The organism is Pseudomonas putida (assembly GCF_005080685.1).
Lineage (GTDB): Bacteria > Pseudomonadota > Gammaproteobacteria > Pseudomonadales > Pseudomonadaceae > Aquipseudomonas > Aquipseudomonas putida_V.
Genome location: NZ_CP039371.1, coordinates 3,132,728 through 3,156,014, shown reverse-complemented (window position 1 = coordinate 3,156,014; position 23,287 = coordinate 3,132,728). Strand labels below are relative to the sequence as shown.

General features: G+C 63.9%; 22 protein-coding genes and 2 pseudogenes. 12 read left to right on the top strand and 12 right to left on the bottom strand.

Going from position 1 to position 23,287, the window contains the following annotated elements:
• Positions 1-131 precede the first annotated feature (131 nt).
• The 8 genes and pseudogenes from E6B08_RS14590 to E6B08_RS14555 form a co-directional block, all read left to right on the top strand.
• Positions 132-242, top strand: a pseudogene (locus E6B08_RS14590) (KGG domain-containing protein); the annotation flags it as partial.
• A gap of 63 nt (positions 243-305) precedes the next feature.
• On the top strand, positions 306-500 hold the full coding sequence (locus E6B08_RS14585; RefSeq protein WP_136914673.1) for a hypothetical protein: 195 nt from the start codon (positions 306-308) through the stop codon (positions 498-500).
• Between the two features lie 25 nt (positions 501-525).
• Complete coding sequence (locus E6B08_RS14580; RefSeq protein ID WP_136914672.1) at positions 526-1,857, top strand: iron-containing redox enzyme family protein; 1,332 nt, start codon at positions 526-528, stop codon at positions 1,855-1,857.
• A complete protein-coding gene (locus E6B08_RS14575) occupies positions 1,857-2,813 on the top strand; it encodes a methyltransferase (RefSeq protein ID WP_136914671.1) in 957 nt (318 codons plus the stop codon). Before E6B08_RS14580 ends, E6B08_RS14575 begins: the two co-directional genes overlap by 1 nt.
• Before the next feature lie 5 nt (positions 2,814-2,818).
• On the top strand, positions 2,819-3,982 hold the full coding sequence (locus E6B08_RS14570; RefSeq protein WP_136914670.1) for a carboxylate-amine ligase: 1,164 nt from the start codon (positions 2,819-2,821) through the stop codon (positions 3,980-3,982).
• Positions 3,983-4,023: 41 nt separating this feature from the next.
• Positions 4,024-4,605: a nucleosidase gene (locus tag E6B08_RS14565; RefSeq protein WP_136914669.1), complete on the top strand. Its 582-nt coding sequence runs from the start codon at positions 4,024-4,026 to the stop codon at positions 4,603-4,605.
• A gap of 117 nt (positions 4,606-4,722) precedes the next feature.
• A complete protein-coding gene (locus tag E6B08_RS14560; RefSeq protein WP_136914668.1) occupies positions 4,723-5,628 on the top strand; it encodes an SDR family oxidoreductase in 906 nt (301 codons plus the stop codon).
• Between the two features lie 88 nt (positions 5,629-5,716).
• Entirely contained in the window at positions 5,717-6,559 is an 843-nt protein-coding gene (locus E6B08_RS14555; RefSeq protein WP_136914667.1) for a Ku protein, read from the top strand.
• A 185-nt stretch (positions 6,560-6,744) separates the two neighbouring features.
• Here E6B08_RS14555 and E6B08_RS14550 read toward each other — a convergent pair whose 3' ends face one another.
• Genes E6B08_RS14550 through ligD form a run of 6 tightly spaced genes read right to left on the bottom strand, consistent with a single transcriptional unit; the run spans position 6,745 to position 12,532 of the window.
• Positions 6,745-7,407 carry a glycosyltransferase gene (locus E6B08_RS14550; protein WP_136914666.1) on the bottom strand — a complete coding sequence of 221 codons (663 nt, stop codon included), beginning with the start codon at positions 7,405-7,407 and terminating at the stop codon, positions 6,745-6,747.
• Positions 7,404-8,003, bottom strand: coding sequence for a class I SAM-dependent methyltransferase (locus E6B08_RS14545; RefSeq protein WP_136914665.1), 600 nt, complete (start codon positions 8,001-8,003; stop codon positions 7,404-7,406). The genes E6B08_RS14550 and E6B08_RS14545 overlap by 4 nt, the downstream gene beginning before the upstream one ends.
• 11 nt (positions 8,004-8,014) lie before the next feature.
• Entirely contained in the window at positions 8,015-8,770 is a 756-nt protein-coding gene (locus E6B08_RS14540) for a PIG-L deacetylase family protein (RefSeq protein WP_136914664.1), read from the bottom strand.
• The gene (locus tag E6B08_RS14535) at positions 8,767-9,810 is read right to left on the bottom strand and encodes an acyl-CoA dehydrogenase family protein (protein ID WP_136914663.1); all 1,044 of its coding nucleotides are present in this window, start codon (positions 9,808-9,810) and stop codon (positions 8,767-8,769) included. Before E6B08_RS14535 ends, E6B08_RS14540 begins: the two co-directional genes overlap by 4 nt.
• Positions 9,807-10,055, bottom strand: a complete 249-nt coding sequence (locus tag E6B08_RS14530) for a hypothetical protein (RefSeq protein WP_136914662.1) — start codon at positions 10,053-10,055, stop codon at positions 9,807-9,809. Before E6B08_RS14530 ends, E6B08_RS14535 begins: the two co-directional genes overlap by 4 nt.
• Positions 10,055-12,532 (bottom strand): DNA ligase D, encoded by a 2,478-nt coding sequence (gene ligD / locus E6B08_RS14525; RefSeq protein WP_136917406.1) that lies wholly within the window; start codon positions 12,530-12,532, stop codon positions 10,055-10,057. The genes E6B08_RS14530 and ligD overlap by 1 nt, the downstream gene beginning before the upstream one ends.
• Positions 12,533-12,725: 193 nt before the next feature.
• On the opposite strand from ligD, the gene E6B08_RS14520 reads away from it, so the two are divergent.
• The gene (locus E6B08_RS14520) at positions 12,726-13,193 is read left to right on the top strand and encodes a phosphotransferase system, HPr-related protein (RefSeq protein WP_136914661.1); all 468 of its coding nucleotides are present in this window, start codon (positions 12,726-12,728) and stop codon (positions 13,191-13,193) included.
• Positions 13,190-13,420 (top strand): metallothionein, encoded by a 231-nt coding sequence (locus tag E6B08_RS14515; RefSeq protein ID WP_136914660.1) that lies wholly within the window; start codon positions 13,190-13,192, stop codon positions 13,418-13,420. The genes E6B08_RS14520 and E6B08_RS14515 overlap by 4 nt, the downstream gene beginning before the upstream one ends.
• A 63-nt stretch (positions 13,421-13,483) precedes the next feature.
• On the opposite strand, the gene E6B08_RS14510 is transcribed toward E6B08_RS14515, so the two are convergent.
• From E6B08_RS14510 to E6B08_RS14490, 5 genes and pseudogenes are all read right to left on the bottom strand, one after another.
• On the bottom strand, positions 13,484-13,861 hold the full coding sequence (locus E6B08_RS14510) for a termination factor Rho (RefSeq protein ID WP_136914659.1): 378 nt from the start codon (positions 13,859-13,861) through the stop codon (positions 13,484-13,486).
• A 14-nt stretch (positions 13,862-13,875) separates the two neighbouring features.
• Positions 13,876-14,823, bottom strand: a complete 948-nt coding sequence (locus E6B08_RS14505; RefSeq protein WP_136914658.1) for a lysylphosphatidylglycerol synthase domain-containing protein — start codon at positions 14,821-14,823, stop codon at positions 13,876-13,878.
• Positions 14,823-16,024: pseudogene (gene clsB / locus E6B08_RS14500) on the bottom strand (cardiolipin synthase ClsB). The gene E6B08_RS14505 and the pseudogene clsB overlap by 1 nt, the downstream one beginning before the upstream one ends.
• The gene (locus tag E6B08_RS14495; RefSeq protein ID WP_136914657.1) at positions 16,021-16,806 is read right to left on the bottom strand and encodes an endonuclease/exonuclease/phosphatase family protein; all 786 of its coding nucleotides are present in this window, start codon (positions 16,804-16,806) and stop codon (positions 16,021-16,023) included. The pseudogene clsB and the gene E6B08_RS14495 overlap by 4 nt, the downstream one beginning before the upstream one ends.
• Positions 16,803-17,720, bottom strand: a complete 918-nt coding sequence (locus E6B08_RS14490; RefSeq protein WP_136914656.1) for a DUF72 domain-containing protein — start codon at positions 17,718-17,720, stop codon at positions 16,803-16,805. Before E6B08_RS14490 ends, E6B08_RS14495 begins: the two co-directional genes overlap by 4 nt.
• Positions 17,721-17,932: 212 nt before the next feature.
• On the opposite strand from E6B08_RS14490, the gene E6B08_RS14485 reads away from it, so the two are divergent.
• Together E6B08_RS14485 and E6B08_RS14480 are read left to right on the top strand one after the other, a co-directional pair.
• Positions 17,933-18,340, top strand: coding sequence for a low affinity iron permease family protein (locus tag E6B08_RS14485; protein WP_136914655.1), 408 nt, complete (start codon positions 17,933-17,935; stop codon positions 18,338-18,340).
• Positions 18,341-18,385: 45 nt separating this feature from the next.
• Positions 18,386-18,937 (top strand): ATP-dependent Clp protease proteolytic subunit, encoded by a 552-nt coding sequence (locus E6B08_RS14480; RefSeq protein WP_136914654.1) that lies wholly within the window; start codon positions 18,386-18,388, stop codon positions 18,935-18,937.
• Positions 18,938-18,944: 7 nt separating this feature from the next.
• Here the strand turns inward: E6B08_RS14480 and E6B08_RS14475 are convergent, their stop codons facing one another.
• A complete protein-coding gene (locus tag E6B08_RS14475) occupies positions 18,945-23,087 on the bottom strand; it encodes a CheR family methyltransferase (protein WP_136914653.1) in 4,143 nt (1,380 codons plus the stop codon).
• Positions 23,088-23,287 lie beyond the last annotated feature (200 nt).

The window sequence follows — 23,287 nt, the reverse complement described above, 5'->3', positions numbered from 1 at the left end:
AATCCGTCGTTATCGCCGAACTCCGAATCTATGTACGGGGCGAGCCCGTACACCCCTAAAGCCATACGAGGTGTCAGAACATGGACAAGAAAGACAACAGCCGCACCGGCAGCCAGGGCAGCAATAAAAACCCAGGCAATTTCGCCAACGATCGCGAAAAGGCCTCGGAAGCGGGTCGCAAGGGCGGCAAGAGTTCCGGCGGCCACACCAGTGAGTCGGGCCGCAAAGGCGGCCGTTCGTAATCGCGCCAGCGCAGTGCCAGGGCGACCTGGCACTGCAATCGATTGACTCATGGAGGACGCCCCATGCGCCTGATTCCACTTATTGCCCTGTTGGGCAGCCTGACCGTGCTCGGCGGCTGCTTCGACCGTGACAACGACGATCATGCGACCCAGGACAACGATCAGAGCAAGTCGTCGGTGCAGATGCAGAACACCGACAAGCCTGCACCACAGCCCGCGCCGGATCCCGAACCGATGCCGCGGGAAGAGAACCGGTAGAGATCGAGCGCGCAAGGAGTGAGGCATGACGGTCATGACCTGCAACACCGCCCCGTTGACAGTGCCGCTCGAGACCGACAGCGGGTTGCAACGACGCTATAGCGCCATGCTACAAGGCGCAGATGTCGATAGCCGGACCTGGCTCGACCTGCAATTGGCCCGGGCGCAGAGCCTTGGCGACGATCTCCCAGCCACTTCCGCGCAACTCGAAGCCTGGAGTCGCGACCATGCCAGCCAGGTTGCCCAGGCGCACGCCCATTACCTGGACCAGCGGCGTCAGGGCGGGCCGCGGCGGTATTTCAGCAACCGCGCCCACGCCCTATGGTTCCTCCAGCAGGTCGCACCGACCAAGGCTGTGGATGGCGCATGGCTGTATGCGACCTTGCGTCAGTGGCGCGATCCTCGCTATCACGGGTTGATTCGCACCTACCTCGAGGAACTGGGCGACGGCGATCCGCGTTCGAACCATGTGCTCATCTACCAGCGCCTGCTTAGCCGCCTTGGGTGCCTGGATCCTGCACCGCTGGCCGACGACCGCTATCTGTCGGGGGCCTTGCAATTGGCCCTTGGCCTGCATGGTGACGAATACTTACCGGAGGTCATCGGCTATAACCTGGGCTACGAACAGCCGCCGCTGCACTTGCTCATCACCACCTACGAGCTTGCCGAGTTGGGCATCGATGGTCATTACTTCCAGCTACATGTCACGATCGACAACGCTGCCAGCGGCCACGCCCACAAAGCCATCCAGGCGGTGCATCAACTCTGCCCGGAGCAAGATGGCGAGGTTTTCTACCAGCGTGTACGCAATGGTTATCGACTCAACGAACTGGGGACGGATACGCCCAGCCTTATCGAGCGTTTCGATCTGCGCGGTGAACTACTGGCTGCCCTCGAACGCAAGCGCGTGTTCGGCCAATTCATGCATGCCGACCACTGCCGGTTGCAAAAGCGCACCATCAATCAATGGTTGAGCGAGCCAGGGGTCATGCCAGGGTTTCTCGATGCGATGCAAGCCCAAGGCTGGATTCGGCGTGGCGTGGATCCCGCGCTGAGTCGTTGGTGGCAGATGATAGAAGGGCCGTCGGCGCCTATGTTCGGCGTCTTCAGTGCCTACGAAAAACAACTCTGGTACGACTGGATCGCCGCCGACTGGCAAAGCACCATCCGCCGAGTGATACCTGGCAGCTGGGAGGCGCGCCTGGCATTCGAGGCATTGCCTGCCAAAGAGTCGGGCGAAACCATCGAGACGCTGATCGAGCGAATGGCGGGCAACCGTCATGCCCTGCCCGAGGGCCTGCTTGCCACCCAGGCCTTCGTGCGTGCCACGGGCCTTGCCCAGGAGGTGCCGCACTGATGCGACCAGATCCTGCACAGACCGAGGCCGATGCTGCGCTGCTGCAACTGGGGCGCCGCCTGCGGGCCGACGGCTACCAATTCACCTGTGTTACACCGGCGACCCATGCGCGCAACAATGAGCGTTCGGGTGCCAGCCATGGCCACAATCTGCGCGATATCTTCGGTTGGAGTCGGCCATTCGCCGCGTCGCTCATTTCAGCGGATGAACTGGAGCAACTGCGCTTGGCCCAAGTGCTGCACGAGGGGCAGGGCGGCGCGTTGCGCAGCTTGGTGCGCTGGTCCAGTCTGGATGATCTGCTATTGGTGCATTCGGCGTATCCGACCGACACCGCCGATGCGGTCTTCTTCGGCCCAGACAGTTATCGCTTCGCCCAGGTGATTCACGACCACCTGCAACGCCACCCGACCCGCGTGCAGCATGCCGTGGACATTGGCTGCGGCAGTGGCATCGGCGCCTTGCTGATCGCAAGGGCTGCCCAACATGCCCAGGTCAGCGCTGTCGACATCAATCCATTGGCCCTGCGCTATACCGCCATCAACGCCGCGCTGGCTGGTGTCGGCAACCTGTCCGTGGAGCACAGCGACCTGCTCGATGGCATTGCCGGTACCTTCGACCTGATCGTCGCCAACCCACCTTACATGCTCGATGTCGGCGAGCGCACCTACCGCCATGGCGGTGGAGCCCTTGGCGCGCAGTTGTCCCTACGCATCATCGAGCAGGCGCGCGAGCGTTTGAGCCCGGGCGGCTCGTTGCTGCTCTACACCGGTGTAGCGATCGTCGAAGGCCGCGACGCGTTGCTCGAAGCCGTCCGACTGCGCCTGGCCGGGCCCCGTTGGTCCTGGGTTTATCGCGAACTCGACCCGGATGTGTTCGGCGAGCAGTTGCTCGAACCTGGCTACGAGCAGGTCGAGCGCATCGCTGCCGTTGCACTGACCGTCACGCGAAACGGCTGACGACGGTGGCGTGCACGTTCGGCATCGAGGAAGAGTACCTGCTGGTGCACCTGGACAGCGGCCGCGTACTGGCGGCCCCGAGCAAGGCCGTGACCAGGTGCTGCGAAGCGGCGGTCGCGCCGTACTTCGCGCCGGAGATGTTTCGCAGCCAGATCGAAATCGCCTCGCCCGTGTTCAATAACCTCCACCAGGCGCGCAGTTTCTTCTGCGAACAGCGCGGGCGTCTGGGCCAAGCCTTGGCGCAGGAAGGCCTCGGGTTCTACGGCGCTGCCAGCCACCCCTGCGCGCAGTGGCTGCGCCAGCAAGCGCGGCCAGATCCTCACTACCGGCAAGTGTTCGCCGATTACCAGCACGTAGCCCGGCGCAGCTTGCTGTCCGGGTTGCACGTGCATGTCGGCGTGCCGGTGGGATTGGACCGCATGCAAGTGATCAACCGTGTGCTCTACTGGCTGCCATTGTTCCTCGCGCTGAGTACTTCGTCACCGCTATGGACGGGCCACGCCACGGGCTACATGAGCTACCGCCGGGTCATTTGCGCCGAATGGCCGCACATGAACCTCCCTGAGCCTCTCGCCAACTGGGCGGCCTATGAGCGCTACCGGGCGTTGCTGCAGCGTACCGGCGCACTGGCCGAGGATGGCGACTTCTGGTGGGCCATTCGGCCGTCCAGGCGCTATCCGACCATCGAATTGCGTATCTGTGACGCTTGCCCGCGCCTGGAGGATGCCTTGTGCATCGCCGGCCTGTTCCGACACCTGGTAGAGCAGTGCCTGAGGCCAGGGCAGGACATCCCCGCGCTGAGCCGTGAAATCCGCTGGGTCACTCAAGAAAACTACTGGCGTGCCATGCGCCATGGCCTGCAGGGGCTGTTCATCGGTGTTCATGATCAGTTGCCGACCAACGCACTGGGCTGGCTGGCGCAACTGCAGGCGTTGCATCCGGCCGATACCGTGGACGCCGAACGCGCGTTCGCCCACGCCCGGCGCATCGTCGCCGAAGGCACCAGCGCTGAGCGCCAATTGCGGCGCCTGGGCCAGGCCCGCGATGCTGGAATGAGCGAGGTGCAGGCTTTGCGCGAGGTGGTCATGCAGGTCGTGGAGCAGGGGCAAGACGTCGGTTGTTACACAACCGCCGCGCCAGCGTTTGCAGCTGACTCTACTGCCCTTTAGAGTGACTGGGCTCGACCTTCTGCCGCTAACTGGAAAGCCCCATGATCCACATCGATGAACACACCCGCGTCGCGCTGGCGGATACCCTTTTCGTCTTCGCTCTGGAAGCCGAGGCCGCCGATGCGTTCAGCCACGTAGACGCAGTATTTACCGGCATCGGCAAGGTCAATGCCGCCATCGCGTTGACCACGGCTCTGCAAACGCGCAAACCCAAGCTGATCGTCAACCTCGGCTCGGCTGGCAGCCCCCGATATGGCAAGGGCGAGCTGGTGTGTTGTACGCGCTTCGTGCAACGCGACATGGACGTGACGCCGCTGGGCTTCGCCCGCTACGAAACGCCGTTTTCGGACATTCCGGTGGTTCTGGAACAGGGGCTGAGCATGCCTGGCCTGCCGTTGGGCACTTGCGGCTCGGGCGACAACTTCGAGACCCGCCATGGCGAGGCGCCTTATGACGTGGTCGACATGGAGGCGTACGTGCTTGCCCTGATCGCCCGTGAGCAGGGCATCCCGTTCCTGTGCCTCAAGTACATTTCCGATGACGCCGGCAGCGATGCGGCGGACGACTGGTCGGTGCAGGTGCACCTCGCCGCGGCGGCTTTCGCCCGGGCGCTGTTCAACTAGGTGACCATCTGTCGGGCATATCTGCGTCGCGAACAAACCTTGACGCCTTTGGCTTCCTCGAAACCTTAAGCGGCTCGCCTTGCGGGCGACGACGGTTTCAATCTGAGGAAGTTTCCCATGCCCAACAAGCCCCAGGATCAGTTCAGCATGCAAAATCCGCTGACCGAGTATCCACACCCTCCGTTTCCTTCCCAGGGCCAGGCCGCTCCAGGCCTGGACGCCCACATGCAACCCAAGCCGGACCACGGCGAAGCCACCTACAAGGGTTTTGGCCGCCTGGCAGGGCGCAAGGCGCTGATCACCGGGGCCGACTCGGGTATTGGCCGCGCGGTAGCCGTGGCCTTCGCCCGCGAAGGTGCCGATATCGCGCTCAACTACCTGCCGATCGAGCAGGCCGACGCCCGTGAGGTCATCAAGTTGATCGAGGCCGAAGGCCGCAAGGCGGTGGCGATTCCCGGCGACCTGAAGGATGAGGCGTTCTGCAAGACATTGGTGGACCAAGCCCACGAACAGCTGGGTGGGCTGGATATCCTGGTCAACGTCGCCGGCAAGCAGGAAGCGCGCAAGGACATCGGCCAGGTGAGTCACGAGCAGTTCGACCACACCATGAAGACCAACGTGTATGCACTGTTCTGGTTGTGCCAGGCGGCCGTGCCGCTGATGCCCGCCGGAGCGACCATCATCAACACCGCGTCCATCCAGTCCTACCAACCGTCGGCAACTCTGCTCGATTACGCCACCACCAAAGCCGCCATCGTTGCCTTCACCAAGGCATTGGCCAAGCAGGTGATCGAGCGCGGTATCCGCGTCAATGCCGTCGCGCCAGGCCCGATCTGGACCGTCCTGCAGCCCAGTGGTGGCCAGCCACCTGAGAAAATCCCCGACTTCGGCAGCCAGACCCCAATGAAGCGACCAGGCCAGCCAGCCGAGTGCGCACCGCTGTACGTGTTGTTGGCCAGCCAGGAATCCAGCTACATCACCGGCGAAGTGTTCGGGGTGACGGGCGGCAATCCGTTGCCGTAGGGCAGGCCGGCTAAACCTTCAATCCAGCACGCAGTCAGCATGAGGCATGCGCCCCGGCCTCCGGGGCGCCAACCGTGGGAGCACTGAAATGGCTCGGGCAATCTGGAAAGGCGCGATCAGCTTTGGCCTGGTACACATACCGGTGTCGCTCAATACCGCCGTGCGTTCGGAGCGGGTGGATTTCGACTGGCTCGACAAGCGCAGCATGGAGCCGGTGGGGTACAAGCGAGTGAACAAGGTCACGGGCAAGGAAATCGACAAGGACAACATCGTCAAGGGTGTGGAGTATGAGAAAGGCCGTTACGTGGTGATCAGCGAGGAGGAGATTCGCCAAGCGCGGCCTGAGGCGACGCAGACCATCGATATTTTCTCGTTCGTCGATGCCGGCGACATTCCCTTGCAGCACTTCGATACCCCTTATTACCTGAGCCCAGACAAACGAGGCGGCAAGGTGTATGCCTTGCTGCGCACGACGCTGGAAAGCACTGGCAAGGTGGCCCTGGCCACGGTGGTGCTGCATACCAAGCAGCACCTGGCACTGCTGCGTCCGCTGGACGATGCGCTGGTGCTCATCACCTTGCGCTGGCCAGAGGAAGTGCGCGGCCTTGAAACATTGGAGCTGGACAAGAGCGTGAGCGACGCCAAGGTCGACAAACGTGAGCTGGACATGGCCAAGCGCCTGGTCGAGGACATGAGCGGCCCGTGGACGCCCGATGAATACCATGATGCGTTTCGCCAGACGATTCTCGACCTGGTCGAGGAAAAGGCCAGCAAAGGTAAGATCGCGGTGGTGGAGAAGGGCGAGGGCAGCGACGCGCAGAAAGGCGCCGATATCATCGATCTGACGGAGCTGCTCAAACGCAGCCTGGGCGGCAAGAGCGCGCCAGCGGCGAAGAAGAAACCCGCCAAGCGCCCGCGCAAGGCCTCTTGAGCGTATTGGTGCTGGCTGCCCGGGCCTCATCGATTCGGCATGGCACCGGCTGCGCCGGTGTTCGCGGGTAAACCCGCTCCTACAGGCCAGGGCACCTACACAGGTAACAGTGAAAACCCTGTGGGAGCGGGCCCTGGCAGCAGTGAAAGCCCTGCAGGAGCGGAGTATGCCGTGCGAGGCGCTGCTCAGTTCACCAGCGATTCCAACCCCGCAAGATAATCGCCGAAGCCTTCCCGCGCCCGGCTGCGAGTTCGGCTGCTGGTGGCGACACTGTGCCGCGCCGTCCACACGATCTGCGCCCCCAGGGCCTGCAGGTCGCTGATCAGCCGAACATCCTCATGCGCCGGCAATGGCTGAAAGCCTCCGACGCGCTCATACGCTCGGGCGCACACCCCAAGATTGGCGCCATGGATGTGCCGATGGCCTTCCTCCGCCCGGTAGTGGCTCTGATACAACGCGCGTAGGGCAGCCTTCTGCCAGGGCTGCCAACGGGCCACATGAACAGTCCCGCACACCGCATCGGCGCCACACGCCAGCTGCGATACCAGCCAATGCGGGGGCACCTGGCTATCGGCATCGGTACAGGCCAGCCAGCGGGCCCCACGGTCGAGCATCCACTGAGCGCCTGCGCGCCGGGCCATGCCGACGTTGCCGGCATCCACCTCCATCGTTGCCACCCCATGCCGGCGTGCGACTGCGGCGCTGCCGTCGCTGCAACGATCGAGCACCACCAGGATCTCCACCCGGTGGCCATCGCGCTCGGCCAGTGCCACGGCGGCAGACAGCGCCTTTAGACAACGCCCCAGATGCCGCGCCTCGTTATGCGCGGGGATGATCACGGCAATCATGGGCAGGTCTCGTCCAGGTCGATGACACTGGGCTGGCAGGCCCAGTATTCGAGCAGGAAGTCGCCTTCCTCGTGACGGAACACCCTATACAGCGGCAGGTGCCGGGCCAGCATCTCGTGCACTTCGCGCCCGTCCTGAGGGCAGCCGGCGATGGGGTGACGCCAGTGGCAAGCGAGAAGGCCGCCATCGTAGGTCAGGCTATGCACCGCCTGCTCGATGACTTGCAGCCAGTCGGTCGGGTCCAGGTAATAGCCTATCTCGCTGAGCACGACCAGGTCGAAGCGTCCGCCCGGCCAGTCTCCGGGCAGGCGGCCCTGGGCGACGGCCACGTTGGGCAGGCTCGCCAGCCGGTCGCGGGCCAGACCGACAGCGGTGGGGTCCAGGTCCTGGCAAAGCAGCTCGGCGCAGCGCTCGGCCAGCGCAGCGCTCATCTCGCCGTTGGCGCACGCCGGCTCGAACACACGCTCATAGCATTGGCGTGGCAGGCTGGCCATGATCAGGTCGCGCTTGCGCCGCTCATACCAGCGGGTGCGAAAGGCCCATGGGTCTTCATTGTTGGCGTAGAGGTTGGCGAAATACTGTGCATCGAGGCTCATGACAACTCCGTTCAGAGGAACACCAGTTCGAAAGGTTGCAGCAGGCAATCGAGCAGGGCAGGGGGAAGTACGGGTGGCTGACCCTGGTCGGGTTCCAACTGGCTCACGTGGGCTGCCAGCGCCTGGCGCTTGCGGGCCACCCGGGCTTCATTCAGCTGGATACGGTGAGCGCGCGGCCAGGGTAGGCGTGGGTCGTCCGGCTGTGCCCAATGCCAGGCCCATACCGGCACTTCCACCAAGCGGGCCTGGCGAACCTGGCAGGCCTGGGCAGCGGCACGGCCTACCGCCTCATGGTCGCAATGGCCATCGCCACGCCAGGTGGTCATCAGCACGTCGCCGGGCTTGAGCAACTGGTTCAGGTGGTTGAGCAGGAAAGCCTCGTTGCGTGGCAGGTCGCCGTCCTTGAGGTTGAGGCGGCGCCAGTCCAGCTGGTTGAGGTCCAGGTCCAACTGCGCCAGCGCATGACGGCTCTCCAGTGGCCGTTGGCGGCGCAAGCGATGCTCGGTCCAGTGTTCGGAGCCTGGGTGGCTGCCCTCGCCATCGGTGGCGGAGATCAGCACCAGGTCCTGCTCGCGGCCGCGGAACTCCCCCAGTAGGCCCCCGGCCATGAGAATCTCATCGTCAGGGTGGGGGGCCAGCAGGACCAGACGCTGGCCAGGCGGACATAACTGGTCGGGGCTCATCCAGGTGGCCCGGGCCAAGTGCGCCGACTGCTGCCAGGCGGCCCACGGGGTGCCGCTGCTGGCCTGGATCAGGTTCTCGGTCATAGTTGCCATGCTCCTGCCGGCATCTGTGCCAATTGTTGGCCGAGCGCTGCCAGGTCACGCTCGGCGTGGCTCTGGCGGAGAAACACCGGCAGGTCGGCGTTGAGCCGGGCAAAGTGAGGGCTGCGGCAGAACGGCGTGGCGCCAAGGGCACGACCGACGTGATGGATGACCTGGTCGACGGCCTGCTCCACCTGCGCACGGGTACGGCGCACCTCGAAGCTGGCATCGGCGCCGGGTTGACGGTCGATCCACTGTGCGCACTCGCGCAGGCTGGCCCTGGCGCCGTACAAGGCGGCATCGACGGCGCCCAGATGAGCTTCGCCATGGGGATCGGGGCGTGGCTTGCGGCAATGCTCGCGCAGGTAGTCGGCGAGCGCCTCGGCGGCGCCATACCAACAGGCCGCGATCCCGGCACCGCCATGCCAGAAGCCGGGACGCGACAGGTACTGTCCTGGGCGGCCAATGGCGATCCCAGGGGCATCGTCGAACTCCAGTTCCACACTCGTGGTCGTGGCCATGCCCAAGGCTTGCCAGCGCTCTACTTGCAACTGCTGGCCACTGTCGGCCAGGTCGATCGCCACCAATTGCGGCTGGTCGTCGTCGGCCCAGGCAGTGATCAGTGCGCGGTCGATCTGCAGCGCGCCGGAGCACCAGGCCTTGCGCCCACTCAAGCGCACCCGCTCGCCGTCGCGCGCGATGATGCGCGTGCGCGCATCGGGCGGTTCGGCGGCCCAGACGCCCCAGATTCCTTCGCGGGCATGATGGGCCGCGCCGCACTCGGCGAGAATCGCCAAGGCATCGGTATGGCCTTCATAGAGCTTGGCCAAGGCCAGGTCGCAGCCCGCCACCCGGGCCAGGGTTTGCCAACGCCGCAGGGTATTGCCCTGGCCCGGCAGCGGCAGTAGGTCCAGGTGGTCGGCTTGCAGCGCGTGCATTACCTCAGGCAGCTGGGTATCGAGGTTCAATGGCTGCGCCCGCTGCGAATAGTCGCGTAGCAGGCGATCCAGATTATTGAGGTCGAAGTCCTGAATGATGCTCATGTGCTCGGCTCCATTGCCATGCTCTTCTTCCACCCCCGCAGGTTCATTGCGCACAGGCAAAACTGCAGGGCGATCAGGGCCCAGGCCTCGGCCTGCCAGCCCCACAGCACCCACAACAGGTTGCTGGCGATGAAGCAGCAAAAGCCCACCCGCCGGCGCATCGGGCGCCGCGAGCCGATGCACCAGGCGGCCAGCACGGTCACGGCCATGGCCGGCCATTGCAGCAAGTCGATCCAGCGCTCCATCAGGCCATCCCCATCTGTTTGCGCATGCGCGCGGTGATCGACTGCCGGGTCTTGGCCATGTCGGCCCAGGGGTCGTCGACCTCGGCCAGGCGCTCGTCCAGGTTGCCTATGTGCCACTGGTTCGCTCCCTTGATCTGCGCCAGTTCCTCGCGCCAGATCGGCACCGACACCGGCAGCCCCTCACGAGCCCGCAACGAGTAGGCGCTGACCGTGGTCGCGCCTTTGCCATTGCGCAGGTAGTCGATGAAGATCCGCCCGACCCGGTTCTTCGGCCCGGAGACAGCGCTCAGACGATCGGGGAACAGCTTGGCCAGGTAGGTGACGATGGCATGGCTGAAATCCTTCACCTCATCCCATCCGGCTCGCCGGGTCAGCGGCACGACCAGATGGATCCCCTTGCCGCCGCTGGTCTTGATGAACACCTTCAGGCCGAGTTCGTCGAGCAGGGTCAGGGTCAGCTGGGTGGCCTCGAGCATGGCCTTCCAGGGCAGTGCGGGGTCAGGGTCGAGATCGAGGACGAAGCGGTCGGGTTTGTCGAAGTCCTTGTCGGTGCCGTTCCAGGTGTGCAGTTCGAGCATGTTCATCTGTACTGCGCCGAGCAGGGTGTCGGGACGGTTGATGACCATCGCCGCCTGACCGGCCTCGGCCTTGTCATAGGTGAGCACGTTGGGAATGTGCAACTGGCCGGCGTTTTTCTGGAAGAACAGTTCGCCGCCCAGTCCGTCCGGCGCACGAACCAGTGCCACCGGACGGTCCTTCAGCTGCGGCAGGATCCACTCGCTGACCTTGGCATAGTAATCGGCGATATCGCGCTTGGTGGCGCCGCTACTGGCGTCGATCACCCGGTCGGGGTGGGTCAGGCGCAGGCTGCCCAGGTCCTGTTCGGGCGGCTTGGATGCAGTCTTGCCGGGCATGGCGCGCTCCAGGTCGATGGCGGTGGCGGGTTTGTCGTCGCGCAGCCCGTGGAATACCGAATGGCGAACCACGCCATCGCGGGTCATCTGGGCGTAGGCCACCTCCGCCAACAGCTGGGGCTTGAGCCAATGCACGCCGCGGGCTTCGGCGCCGGTGGGCGGCTTGGGCAGGGCAGGCTTGGCGATTTCGAGCGGCGCGAGGCGGTCATGGATGCTGGCCAGGGTGGTCGCATTGAAGCCCGTACCGACCTTGCCGGCATAACGCAGCTCGCCGCTGTCGTCGTCGTGCAGGGCCAGCAGCAGGGCACCGAAGCCACTGCGGCTGCCCTTGGGGTCGGTGAAGCCGACGATGACGAACTCCTGGCGCTGCTTGCACTTGAGCTTGATCCAGTCGGCGCTGCGCCGGCCAACATAGGGGCTGTCGGCGCGCTTGCCGATCAAGCCCTCGAGTTCCAGTTGGCAGGCGCTGGCGAGCAGCGAATCGACCGGTTGGTCGAAGCTTTCCGAGTATTTGAGTAGATCCGATTGGTTGTGTTGCAACAATTGGCTCAGGGCGTTGCGACGGTCTTGCAGCGGCAACTGGCGCAGATCCTGGCCACCAAGATACGGCAGGTCGAACAGATAATAGGTAATGTGTTCGTCCTGCTCGGTGTCGAAGGCGTTCTGCAACGCCTGGAAATCAGCGGCGCCGTGTTCATCGACGACCACCATTTCGCCATCGAGCCACGCCGAGTCCAGTCCCAGGGCGCGCAGCGCCTCGACCTGACGCGGCATCTTGGCGCTCCAGTCGTGGCCGTTGCGGGTGAACAAACGCACCTCTTCGCCTTCGATACGGGCCAGGATGCGGTAACCATCGAACTTGACCTCGTAGCGCCAATCACCGCTTGGCGGTGAATCGACCAGGGTCGCCAGTTGCGGCTGCAATTGATCGGGTAGGGCGGCCTTGCTGGCGGTCTTCTTGCCTTGGTGACGGGCAGCGGCGGCCTTGCCCTTGGGCTTGCGGGGTATCAGCGTGCGATCACTTAGCACGCTGTCGGGTTGTGCCTCGACAATGCTGTAATCGGCTTCGCTGCGTGCTTCGCCGTCGTTCGACTTGACCAGCATCCACTGTTCCTTCTTGCCGGCCAGGTGGGTGCGGAACAGGTTCCAGATACCAGCGAGCTTTTCGCCCTGCAGGCGAAACCGCAGCTTGCCCTTGGCGTAGGCCGCGCGAGGATCGCCTTCGGGCTCCCAGACCCCGCGATCCCAGACGATCACATCGCCAGCGCCGTAATGGCCCTCGGGGATGTGGCCTTCGAACTCGGCATAGTCCAGCGGGTGATCCTCGACGTGCACGGCCAGACGCCGCACCTTGGGATCCAGCGAGGGGCCCTTCGGTATCGCCCAGCTTTTCAGGGTGCCATCCAGTTCCAGGCGAAAATCGTAGTGCAGGTGGCTGGCGTCGTGCTTTTGAATGCAGAACTGCAACGCGTGCGCAGCCTTGCCTCGAGCGCGGCTGCCGCTGGGTTCGGGCGTGGCGTTGAAGTCGCGTTTGCGGTTGTATTCTTGCAGGGGCTTGGGCAAGGGCTTGGCCATGGCGGCTCCAGGCGATTCGCTGTGTCTCCAGTTGGGAGGCGACCGCGCACGGCGGAGTTCAATCTTTCGCTGCCACGGTCAGCGGCAGAAGAAACTCTGAATCATTGCCCAGGCTGGGTGGTCGACCGGTCATAGCTGCACGATATAGCTACCCGATATAGCCACCCGATGGAGAAACGAGATGCCTAGACCAGACGATGCCAACCCCCGCGTGCCGAGTGAAATCGACGACACCGAGGACCGCATGGGCAGCGTTCATGAGCTGGATTTCAGTGAGCGCAACGATCAGCGCCAGGGACGGGTAGGGGACGAGCGTCCCGCCGATGAGCTCGAGCAAGAGTTCCCGACCCGCCGCGTTGCCGAAAGTGGCATGACCGGAGGCGAAGCGCTGAGCGACAGCCTGCACGAAGACAACGTCACCTATGACGACCTCAGCCCGGATACCTTGCTCGACGAAACCGGCGCCCGTGATCCACACGAACCAGGTGACAGCGGCGGGCCTGCAGACAAGCGCCTGCGCCGGGTCGATGCCGAAGAAATCGGCGGCGGTATTGGCCTGGACGAGGCGGAGCTTGCGCGTTCGGCGCCGCTCGATGGCGAACCTTGGGCCGATGATGTCGTTGACGAGGATGAGAGGACGGACCCATGAGCGAAGTACGTTGTGCCTGTAGCCACTGCAATTGTACGGTCGATGCCACTACCGTGACCCAGGGTGACAAGGCCTACTGCTGCGAAGCCTGTGCCAGTGGCCACCGCAATGGCGAACCGTGCCGCATGCAGGATTGCCATTGCGGCGACGCTGCGCAGCCTAAAGAGTCCAGCGTGGACAATGCATTGGATGAAACCTTCCCGGCGAGTGATCCCATATCGCCCTGACCTTGCTGGATCGCCCGGGCCTTGCCCGGGCACCCCACTTTTGTCATCAGCAGCGTTGGACCTCTAACCAGCCTTGCGCAATGCCTCCACTAATTGCGCCTTGTTCATGGTCGAGCGCCCGGCAATGTCGTGCTTGCGTGCCCGTTCCAGCAACTGCGTCTTGGTCAGGTCGGCCAACTGCTCACCTGGCCGGGGCACGCCGCGCTTGGTGGCTGCCGCACGCTTGGCAGAAGACTCGCGGGACTTGGCCTTGGCCGGTTCGCTCTTCTTCTGCCCCGAGCCTCCCTTGCGCTCGCCACCACCGGACTGCTTGTTGACGGTAGCCCAGGCCCGGGCTTCGGCCTCGTCCTTGGACACACCCTTGGCCTCGTAGCTGTCCTCGATGTGCTCGGCCTTGCGCTTTTGTTTGTCGGTATACTTGTCCTTGTCGCCACGTGGCATGGTCGTGTGCTCCTTCAGGTGGTTTTGACGCGTTGGCGCATGGTCCTGGCGCGCTTTTCCAGCACCAGGTAGGTGATCACCGCCAACACCAGGGGAATCAGGTAATAGAGCGTGCGGTAGCCGAGCAGGGCGGCCACCAGGGTGCCTTGGTTCATCTGGTCATGCAGCAGACCGAGGAACACCGTTTCAAGCACCCCCAAGCCCGCCGGGATGTGCGCGACGACGCCTGCCACGCAACTGATCAGCAGGATGCCGAGGATTGACGGATAGAACGCCTCGCCAGGCAACAGCCACCAGATCAGCGCTGCCATAAGCGCCCAGTTGCTGGCACCCAAGGCCACCTGGCACAGCGCCAGGCGCAACGTCGGTAAGGTCACTTCGTGGTCACGCCAGCGCCATGTACGCTTCTTGGCGATACCGCAGGCCAGCAAGTAGCCGAGCGCGACGGCAATCAGCAGCACGCCGATCAGTTGCAGGCCGGTGGCGCCAACCGCCCAGTTCGCCGGCAGCTCGACCAGGCGCAGGGCGAATACCGTCCCGGCCAGCAACATGTAGCCCATCCAGTTGGTCAGCAAGCCCAGGGTGAGGATGCGGGTGATGGTCGGCGTGTCCAGGCCCAGCCGACCATACAGGCGGTAGCGCAGTGCCACGCCGCCGACCCAGGTGGTGAAGTTGAGATTGAACGCATAGCACACGAACGCCACTGGCAGCACCTGCCGGGCCGGCAGTTTGTGGCCGGTGTAGGCGCGGGCCAACAGATCGTAGCTGGCGAACGTCGCATAGCTGCACAGCGCCAGTAACAGCCCGATGGCCAAGGTGCTGGGCTTGTAGGCGAGCAACGAATGGCGCACTTCGTTCCAGTCCAGGTTGCGCGCCAGCATGTACAGCAGCGCGGGGATGAGGATCAGGAACAACACCGTGAACAGGCGCTTGCCCCAGGTTTTCCAGCGCGTTTGCGTCATCAGGTGTTCCCCTCGTGCAGGTCGCCATGGGCTTCGCTTTCCGGTTGTATGGAGCGCAGCCGCTGGCGGTGCGCCGGGAACCAGCCGGCAATGCGCGGAAAATGCCGGATCACGTGGAAGCAGGCGAAGATCAGCGGCGCCCGCCACCAGTAGCCGCGGATCATGCGCTCCAGGGTGACCGGCTTGCACTGCTGGTTCGCCAGGCCATCCAGGTGCTGGTAGAGCGCTTGGTTGAAGGCCCGGTCGCGGATGAACAGGTTGGCCTCGAGGTTGAACGACAGGCTCAGCGGGTCGAGGTTGCTCGAGCCCACCGTCGACCATTCTTCGTCCACCAGCGCTACTTTGCCGTGCAGGGGGCGTTGGCAGTACTCGTGGATGCGCACACCATCGCGCAGCAGGTAGTTGTACAGCAGCCGCGACAACGCACGGACCCAGCGCATGTCTGGCTGGCCTTGCAAGATCAGCGTGACTTCCACGCCACGCCGGGCAGCATTGCGCAGCTCGCGCAACAAGCGGTAGCCGGGGAAGAAGTAGGCGTTGGCGACGACGATGCGTTGGCGCGCTCCGCGCAACGCTTCCAGGTAGCGCGCCTCGATGGCCGTGCTGCGCTGGCCGTTGTCGCGCTCAACCATGACCGCAGTGATAGTCCCGGTCGGCTCGGTAACCGGGCGCACCTCACTGGGTGGCTGCAGCACGGGCGACATCAGGCGCCGGCTGGCCGCGTGGATCTGCGCCACCACCGGACCGGTCACCTCGACGGCGTAGTCCTGCTTGGCCATGGGGCCGTAGTCGCCCAGGTGGTCGGCGCTGTAGTTGATGCCTCCGATGAAGGCCCGGGTACCGTCAATTACCACGATCTTGCGGTGCAACCTGCGGAACAGGTTGGTGCGCATGCCGGCCAAACGGGGTTGCGGGTCGAAGGCATGAAAGCTGACCCGGCTTCGGTCATGGCCGAAATGAAGGCGTCGGGCAGGTCTGCCGTGCCGTAGCCGTCTACTGCAACTTCCACACGCACACCTCGGCGTGCGGCGTCGATCAGCACCTGTTGCAGCTGTTGGCCGACCTTGTCATCGAAGATGATGAAGGTCTCCAGCAGGATCTCCTCCTGCGCTTGGGCCATGGCCTCGAATACCCTCGGGTAATAGGCCTCGCCATTGATCAACAGCTCGACGCTGTTGCCATCCACCCACGGCCTGTTCATAGGTTGATCTCCGCGGCCAAGGGGGCGTGGTCGGAAAGGTGCGACCACGGATACTTCGACAGCACCTGCGCCTGGCATGGCAGGGCGTTGCGCAGGTAGATGCGGTCCAGGCGCAGCAGTGGCAGGCGGGCCGGAAAGCTACGCGCCGGGCTACCGAAACGGTCGCCGAACGCTTCCACCAGATGTTCGGACAACACTGCATCGGCCTTCAGGCGCCAGTCATTGAAGTCGCCAGCGATGATCACCGGGGCCTTGGCTGGCAACTTGTCGAGCAGGTCCAGCAACAGCCGCACCTGGCTTTGGCGATGCGCCTCGCGCAGGCCCAGGTGCACGCAAATGGCATGCACTTGCTCATGGCCGGGCACTTCCAGGCGGCAATGAAGGAGGCCGCGCTGTTCGTTGCCGGCGACCGAAACGTCCAGGTTGTGGTGCTCGATGATGGGGAATTTCGACAGCAGCGCATTGCCGTGGTCGCCATGCGGATAGACCGCATTGCGGCCATAGGCGAACTGCGGCCACATGCTGTCGGCGAGGAATTCGTACTGTGGCGTCTGGGGCCAGGCCGGGTGGCGCACGGCATGTTCCTGGTGGCTGCCATGCACCTCCTGCAGGAACACGAGGTCTGCGCCGGTCGCACGTACCGCTTCGCGCAGTTCGGGGAGGATGAACCGGCGATTGAAGAAGGTGAACCCCTTGTGCACGTTGATCGTAAGTACGGTGAGGCGGTTTACCGAGGTCACCTTGTCGATGATGCAGCGGGGGGCAGACAGTGTCGGATTCACAGGGCAACCTCCGGCAGGGCGCCTGGCTCGGTGAGCAGGTCGTGGTCGAGGTCGAGTTTTTCCAGCAGCCGACGCGCGTCGTAGGGCGCATGGACCTTCTGGTCGTTGTCGAAGTAGCAGTACACGTCCCGCGAAGCGCGCCTGGGCGGAGCACCTGGAACGACCAACTGCGCGTCCTCGGCCTGGCTGCCTTGGCTCCAGCGCTGTATCCGCTGTTTCCAGCGCCGCAGCGCCCGCGCGGTATAGCCGCTGCTGTAGAGCTCGACGTCGCCATGCAGGCGCATGTAGACGAAGTCTGCCGTGACATCCTCGACGTAGGGCCACTTGCCGGCGCTGTCGGCGACCACCAAGGCTACCTTGTGCTTGCGCAGCAGCTTGATGAACCCTTCGCAGAGAAAACTTTCATGGCGGACTTCCACCGCGTGGCGCAGCCGTGCATTGCCCTTGATAACCGTGCCGCCATTGCCTTGCAGGCGCTCGGCACAGCCCTCGGCGCAGGCGCGGGCAGCCTTGCGATCGCTGGGCAGCAATTGCAGAAAGTGCGCGAAGCGCGTCTCGTCGTAGCGCATGTTGGGCGGAAACTGCCAGAGCAACGGGCCGAGCTTGTCGCCAAGCAGCAGCGGCCCAGAGGCGAAGAAATTGGCCAGCGGCTCTTCGATGTCCTTCAGGCGCCGCACATGCGTGATGTAGCGCGGCCCCTTGACCGAAAACACGAAGCCCTCTGGGGTCTGCTCGCGCCACTGCAGGTAGCGTTCAGGTGTTTGCAGCGCGTAGAACGAGCCGTTGATCTCGATGCTGTTGACCGCCCGCGAGGCAAACGCCAGTTCATCGTCCTGGCGTAGGCCCTGGGGGTAGAAATCCTTGCGCCATGGGCCATAGCGCCATCCAGATATGCCGATGCGGATATCGCTCACCTACCGTCCTCCTCGACCTGTGCGAAACCTGCATGTCTGCAGCTGGCCGCGCAATCTTTGCCGGCGGCCCTTGAATTGCGACAGGCCGAGCCGGGCAAGGGTTCAGGATGATTGACGGAAGGCCTGGGAAGGCGCGTGAAGTTGAACTTTGCCGACGCCGGCGATTCCACCCAATAGCGATCATCGCGATCTCGCGAAGGAGGACCGACACCATGAAATTCGAGCGTTTCGCCCAATGGCTGGCCAACTGGGCCGGACGGCCGCTGACCTTCGGGGTCGCCCTGGCCCTGATCGTGGTCTGGGCGCTCAGCGGCGTGTTGTTCGACTACAACGATACCTGGCAGCTGGTGATCAATACGTCGACCACCATCATCACCTTCCTCATGGTCTTTCTCATCCAGAACACCCAGAACCGCGACAACGATGTACTGCACATCAAGATCGACGAACTGCTGCGCACCACCAAGCGCGCGCACAAGGCATTGCTCGATCTGGAAGACATGGACCCCGCCCAGTTGCATGCCCTGCGCAAGCAATACCAACGCATGGGCGAGAATCACGAACATCCGCGCCAGGGCTCCGGCGGGGAGCCAACCCACCCGGCAAAGGACGCCGATTGAGCGTCTGCGCCTACCCTGCAAACCCACCACCTGCCTGGAGGTAGCATGGCCAGACACATCATTCATTTCACCGGGCCGATCAATTCGTCGACCTGCGGCAACCTTATCAGCACCTGCGCCAAGGCTCTGCAGCAGGGCGCAGACGTCCTGCAACTGGATATTGCGACCATGGGCGGGGAGTGCAGCTACGGGTTCACCCTGTACAACTTCTTGCGCACCCTACCGGTGCCGGTGCACACCCATAACCTCGGTACGGTCGAGTCCATGGGCAACATCCTGTTCCTCGCAGGCGAGCGTCGCACGGCGTGCACTCACAGCAAGTTCCTGTTCCATCCTTTTCACTGGACCTTGCACGGTTCGGTGGATCACTCGCGCATGGCTGAGTACGCCATGAGCCTGGATTACGATTTGCGCCTCTATGCGCAAATCGTCGCTGAACGCACCGAAGGCAGTCGCGAAGTGCTGGATGTGCCGCGCTACCTGATGGCCTATCCGCGCATTCTCGCTCCGCAGGAGGCCCTGGAGAGTGGCATGATCCATGCGATCGAGGATCAGCCCATCGAAGCAGAAGCCTGCCAGTGGAGCGTGCACGCCTGACAGGCGCTCAATACGGTACGGAGCCGCTCAGCGACTCGATTGTCTCGACCAGTTCGTCGTAGCCCACCGGCTTATTCAGGTGCCTGTCGAACCCGGACTCGCGCGAGCGGTGCTGGTCGGCGCTGGCACCATAGCCGGTAAGGGCGATGGCGGGGGTATGGCGCAGGTGGTGGTGCCCGCGCAGGGCCTTGATCAGTGCATGACCGTCCATCATCGGCATGCCGATATCCGACAGGATGACGTCGTACTCGCCGCCCGCCGCGGCCTCGAGTGCCTTGCGCGGATCGCTGTAGGCCTCGACCTCGGCGCTTTCCATCTCCAGCAACTGCTGCATGATTTCCAGGACTTCGACCGAGTCGTCGACCAGCAGGACCCGGATACCGGCGAGGCGCCCCTCGATCTCCGGCTGCACGTGCTCACCGCGCCTTTGCTGCTCTGGAGCGCACAACGGCAGGCGCACGGTGAAGGTGCAGCCCTGGCCAGGGCCTGCGGAACTGGCCAGCACCGTGCCGCCGTGGGCTTCTACCAACTGACGCACCAGCGACAGGCCGATGCCCAGCCCTTCGCGGCTGTGACTGGCCAGTTGCGGCGCGGCCTGACTGAACAGATCGAAGATATGCTCGAGGCTTTCAGGGTTCAGGCCGATGCCCTTGTCGACGACGCGCAATACGGCGTCCACACCTTCGCTGACCAGTTGCAGGCGAATCATGCTGCCGGCAGGGCTGAACTTCAGGGCGTTGTTGAGCAGGTTCCAGATGACTTGTTCAAGGCGGGTACTGTCACCGACGATCAACAAGGCGCCGGCATCATCGGCAATGTCCAGGAGCACCGGGCAGGGATGCTGTTCGCTGAGCACCACCCCATGGATGCCACGCAGGATCTCGGTGAAGTCCACCGGTTCGGTCTTGAGCTTGAGCTTGCCAGTGCGGATACGCGCAACGTCGAGCAGGTCGTCGATGATCCGCGCCTGGCTCGATACGGCTTCGCAGATGGTGCTCACAGCCTTGCTGGCGGCGCCGACCGTTTTTACCGATGGCAGGCGGCGCAGGATCTCGGCGTTGAGCTGGATGAGATTCAGCGGGTGCTTGAGCTCGTGGGACATGACGGCAAAGAATTCATCCTTCATGTGGCTGGAGCTTTGCGATTCCGCCAACTGCTTGCTCTGCTCGTCGTGCAGGCGCTTGTGCCCTGTCAGGTCACGGGCGATCTTCACGTAGCCGCGCAGGCTACTGCCCTTGAGCAGTGACACCTCGCCACTGCAATAGAAGCGGCTGCCGTCCTTGCGTTTGTGCCAGCGCTCGTCCTGGCCGCGGCCATGCCGGCGGGCGCTGCGCAATTCCTGCTCGGGCACGCCATTGTTGCGATCTTCGTCGGTGAAAATCAGGGCATAGCTGGTGCCTAGCACCTCCTCCTTGGTGTAGCCGAAAATCAGCGTGGCACCGGTGTTCCAGTCGGTCACCAGACCCTCCTCGTCGAGCAGAATGATCGCGAAGTCATGGGTGCTCTCGGCCACCAAACGCATGCGCTCCTCGCCCAGGCGCACGCGTTCTTCGGCTGCCCGGCTCTTGCTGATGTCGATGAAGGTCAGCACCGTGCCGTCGATGTTCTTCTCGCTGGATCGGTAAGGCAGCAGGCGCGCCAGGTACCAGCGTTGACTGCTGCTGCTCACCTCGCGTTCGACGATCGCCTGGCCCTGGATCACCGCACGGGCGTCGTCGGCAAGCTCCGGGTAGGCCAGACGATGGGTGATGTCCAGCAGCGACCGGCCGGTATCCACCGGCAGCATGTTGAACAGATCGGTGGCGCGCGGGGTGAACCAGCGGATATGCAGGTTGCGGTCGACGAACACCGTGGCGATGTCGGTCGAGGCGATCAGGTTGCTCAGGTAGTCGTTGACCTTGTCGGTTTCCTCGACCTTGGTCTTGAGCTCGTAGTTGACCGTCAGCAGTTCTTCATTGATTGACTGCAGCTCTTCCTTGCTGGTTTCCAGCTCTTCACTGGCCGAGCGCAGTTCTTCGTTGATGACCTGCATCTCCTGGTTCGAGGCGGTCAGTTCCTCGCTGGAGATTTCCGATTGTTCGATGGTTTCCCGCAGCTGTTGGCGGGTACGCTGCAATTCGCGCTCGAGGTTGTTCAACACCATGCTGTCGGTCTGGCGGATGCCGGCAGGTTCGGGCAAAGGGGCATCGGCCTGGCGTTCCTCGAACACCACCAGCAAGCAGTCGGCGCCGGTCGGCTCGTCCTTGTGCGGTTGCACGGTGATCTCGATCTGACGCCTGAGCTGCCCCTCGCCGATCTCGATGGCCCGCGAGGTGATGGATTGGCTGCCCTGGCGGGCCTGGAACAGCGTGCTGCGCAGGGCCAGGCGCAGGGGCGGCAGGACCAGGTTGATGAGGTTGCGGCTGGGTTCGCCCCCTGTCACTTGCAGGAAGCGGCCGACGCCCTCGCTCATGTGCAGGATACTGCCATCGAGGTCGACGATCAGGCTCGGCGGCGTGCGCAGTGCCAGCGCGCGGTGGTGAATCTCGGCATAGGCGTGTTTGCGCCCCTGCTTGGCCACGGCATGTTTGGTCAGCGGCTGCTGGGTAAGCTCGGCATCGGGCCGTTGCCGGCCGGAGCGGCGGGCGATCGGCCTGACGTCGCGCGCACGGTAGATGCGGTTGCGCTTGTCGACCGCGACGAACAGATCGTCCACGGCATCGGCCGACTCCGACGAGCCGAGGAACAGGTAGCCACCGGGCCGCAGGGCGAAGTGGAACATCTGCAAGATTTCGCGCTGCACCTCGCGGTCGAGGTAGATCAGCAGGTTGCGACAGACGATCAGCCCGATCTGCGAGAACGGCGGGTCGGACAGCAGGTTATGGCGGGCGAACAGGACCTTTTCGCGAATTTCCTTGCGCACCCGGTAATGCTGGTCTTCGTTGACGAAGAACTGACGCAGCCGCGCCGGGGGGACGTCGGTGAGAATGGCCTCGGGATAAGTCCCGATGCGGGCAATCTCGATTGCGCGTGCATCGAGGTCGCTGGCGAACACCTGCACCTTGGCCTCGCGCTGGTCCAATGCCAATTGCTCGCAGACCAGCATGGCCAGGCTGTAGGCCTCCTCGCCGGTGGAGCACCCGGCCGACCAGACCCGCACCTCAGCCAGGCCGTCGGCTTCCTCAGGCTCGCTGACCAGCTGCGGCAATACATGGCGCTCCAACGACTCGAACGCTTCGCGGTCACGGAAGAAGTTGGTCACACCGATCAGCATGTCGGCCAGCAACGCAGCGGATTCTTCCGGGTGCTGTTCCAGGTAGCGCAGATACGCTGCCAGGTCGGTCTGGCCGGTGATATGCAGGCGACGTTCCATGCGCCGCAACACGGTAGCGCGTTTGTAGTGCTGGAAGTCGTGGCCGGTGTTGGCATGCAGGCGCTCGAGAATCTCTTCGAGCAGCGTTTCCGACTGGTGGGTGTGACCCACCGGATTGCCCAACGAGGGCGGCAGGTTGTCGTCGCCGATGTCTGGCAAGCGCACCTGGCGCGCTGTACGCCAGAGGTCGAGCAATTTCTGTGGTATCTCGGCCACTGGCAGCACCATATCGACCATGCCGGTCTCGATGGCTGCGCGTGGCATGCCATCGTATTCAGCGTCGTCAGGGCTCTGCACCAGGGTCACGCCGCCCTGTTCCTTGATGCGCGACAGGCCCACCGCGCCATCGGCGCCAGTGCCCGACAACACCACGCAGAAGGCGTGGCTCTTGTGCACGTCGGCCAGGTCGCGGAAGAACAGGTCGATGGCGACATGGTCGCCGCGGCGCCGGTTGGCCGGGGCGACTCGCAGGTAGCCGTCGTTGGTGGACAGCCGGTTGGCGGGCGAAATGACGTAAACGTGGTTGCGCTCGATCGGCACCGGATCACTGACCTGGCGCACCGGCATCGACGTGGCTTCCTGGATGATCCGGTCAGCCACGCTCTGATGGTCGGGAGACAGGTGCAGTACCACCACGAAAGCCATGCCGCAATCGCTGGGCATTTGCCTGAAGAACGTACCAATGGCGTCCAGGCCCCCAGCGGATGCGCCGATGCCGACCACCGGGAAATCCAGATGGCTGGTGCTCAGGTTGGTATTTTCGGGCCCGGATGCGGGTTGCGAGGGGGACGACTTCATCTCTTTGCCTTCTGCAGACCTGTACTCGGCCCCGCGACTAGCGTTGGGCATTGTGAAAACGATTATAGGCTTGCACGTTACACGACTACGAGCGCTCAAGGCCATGGCCTGGAACAACTGCGCCGTGCTCGATGTTGCCGGGGTTTCCGTTGCCCCAACCTTTGGCGCCACCCGTCAGGAGCAGTCACGGGCAATGGAGC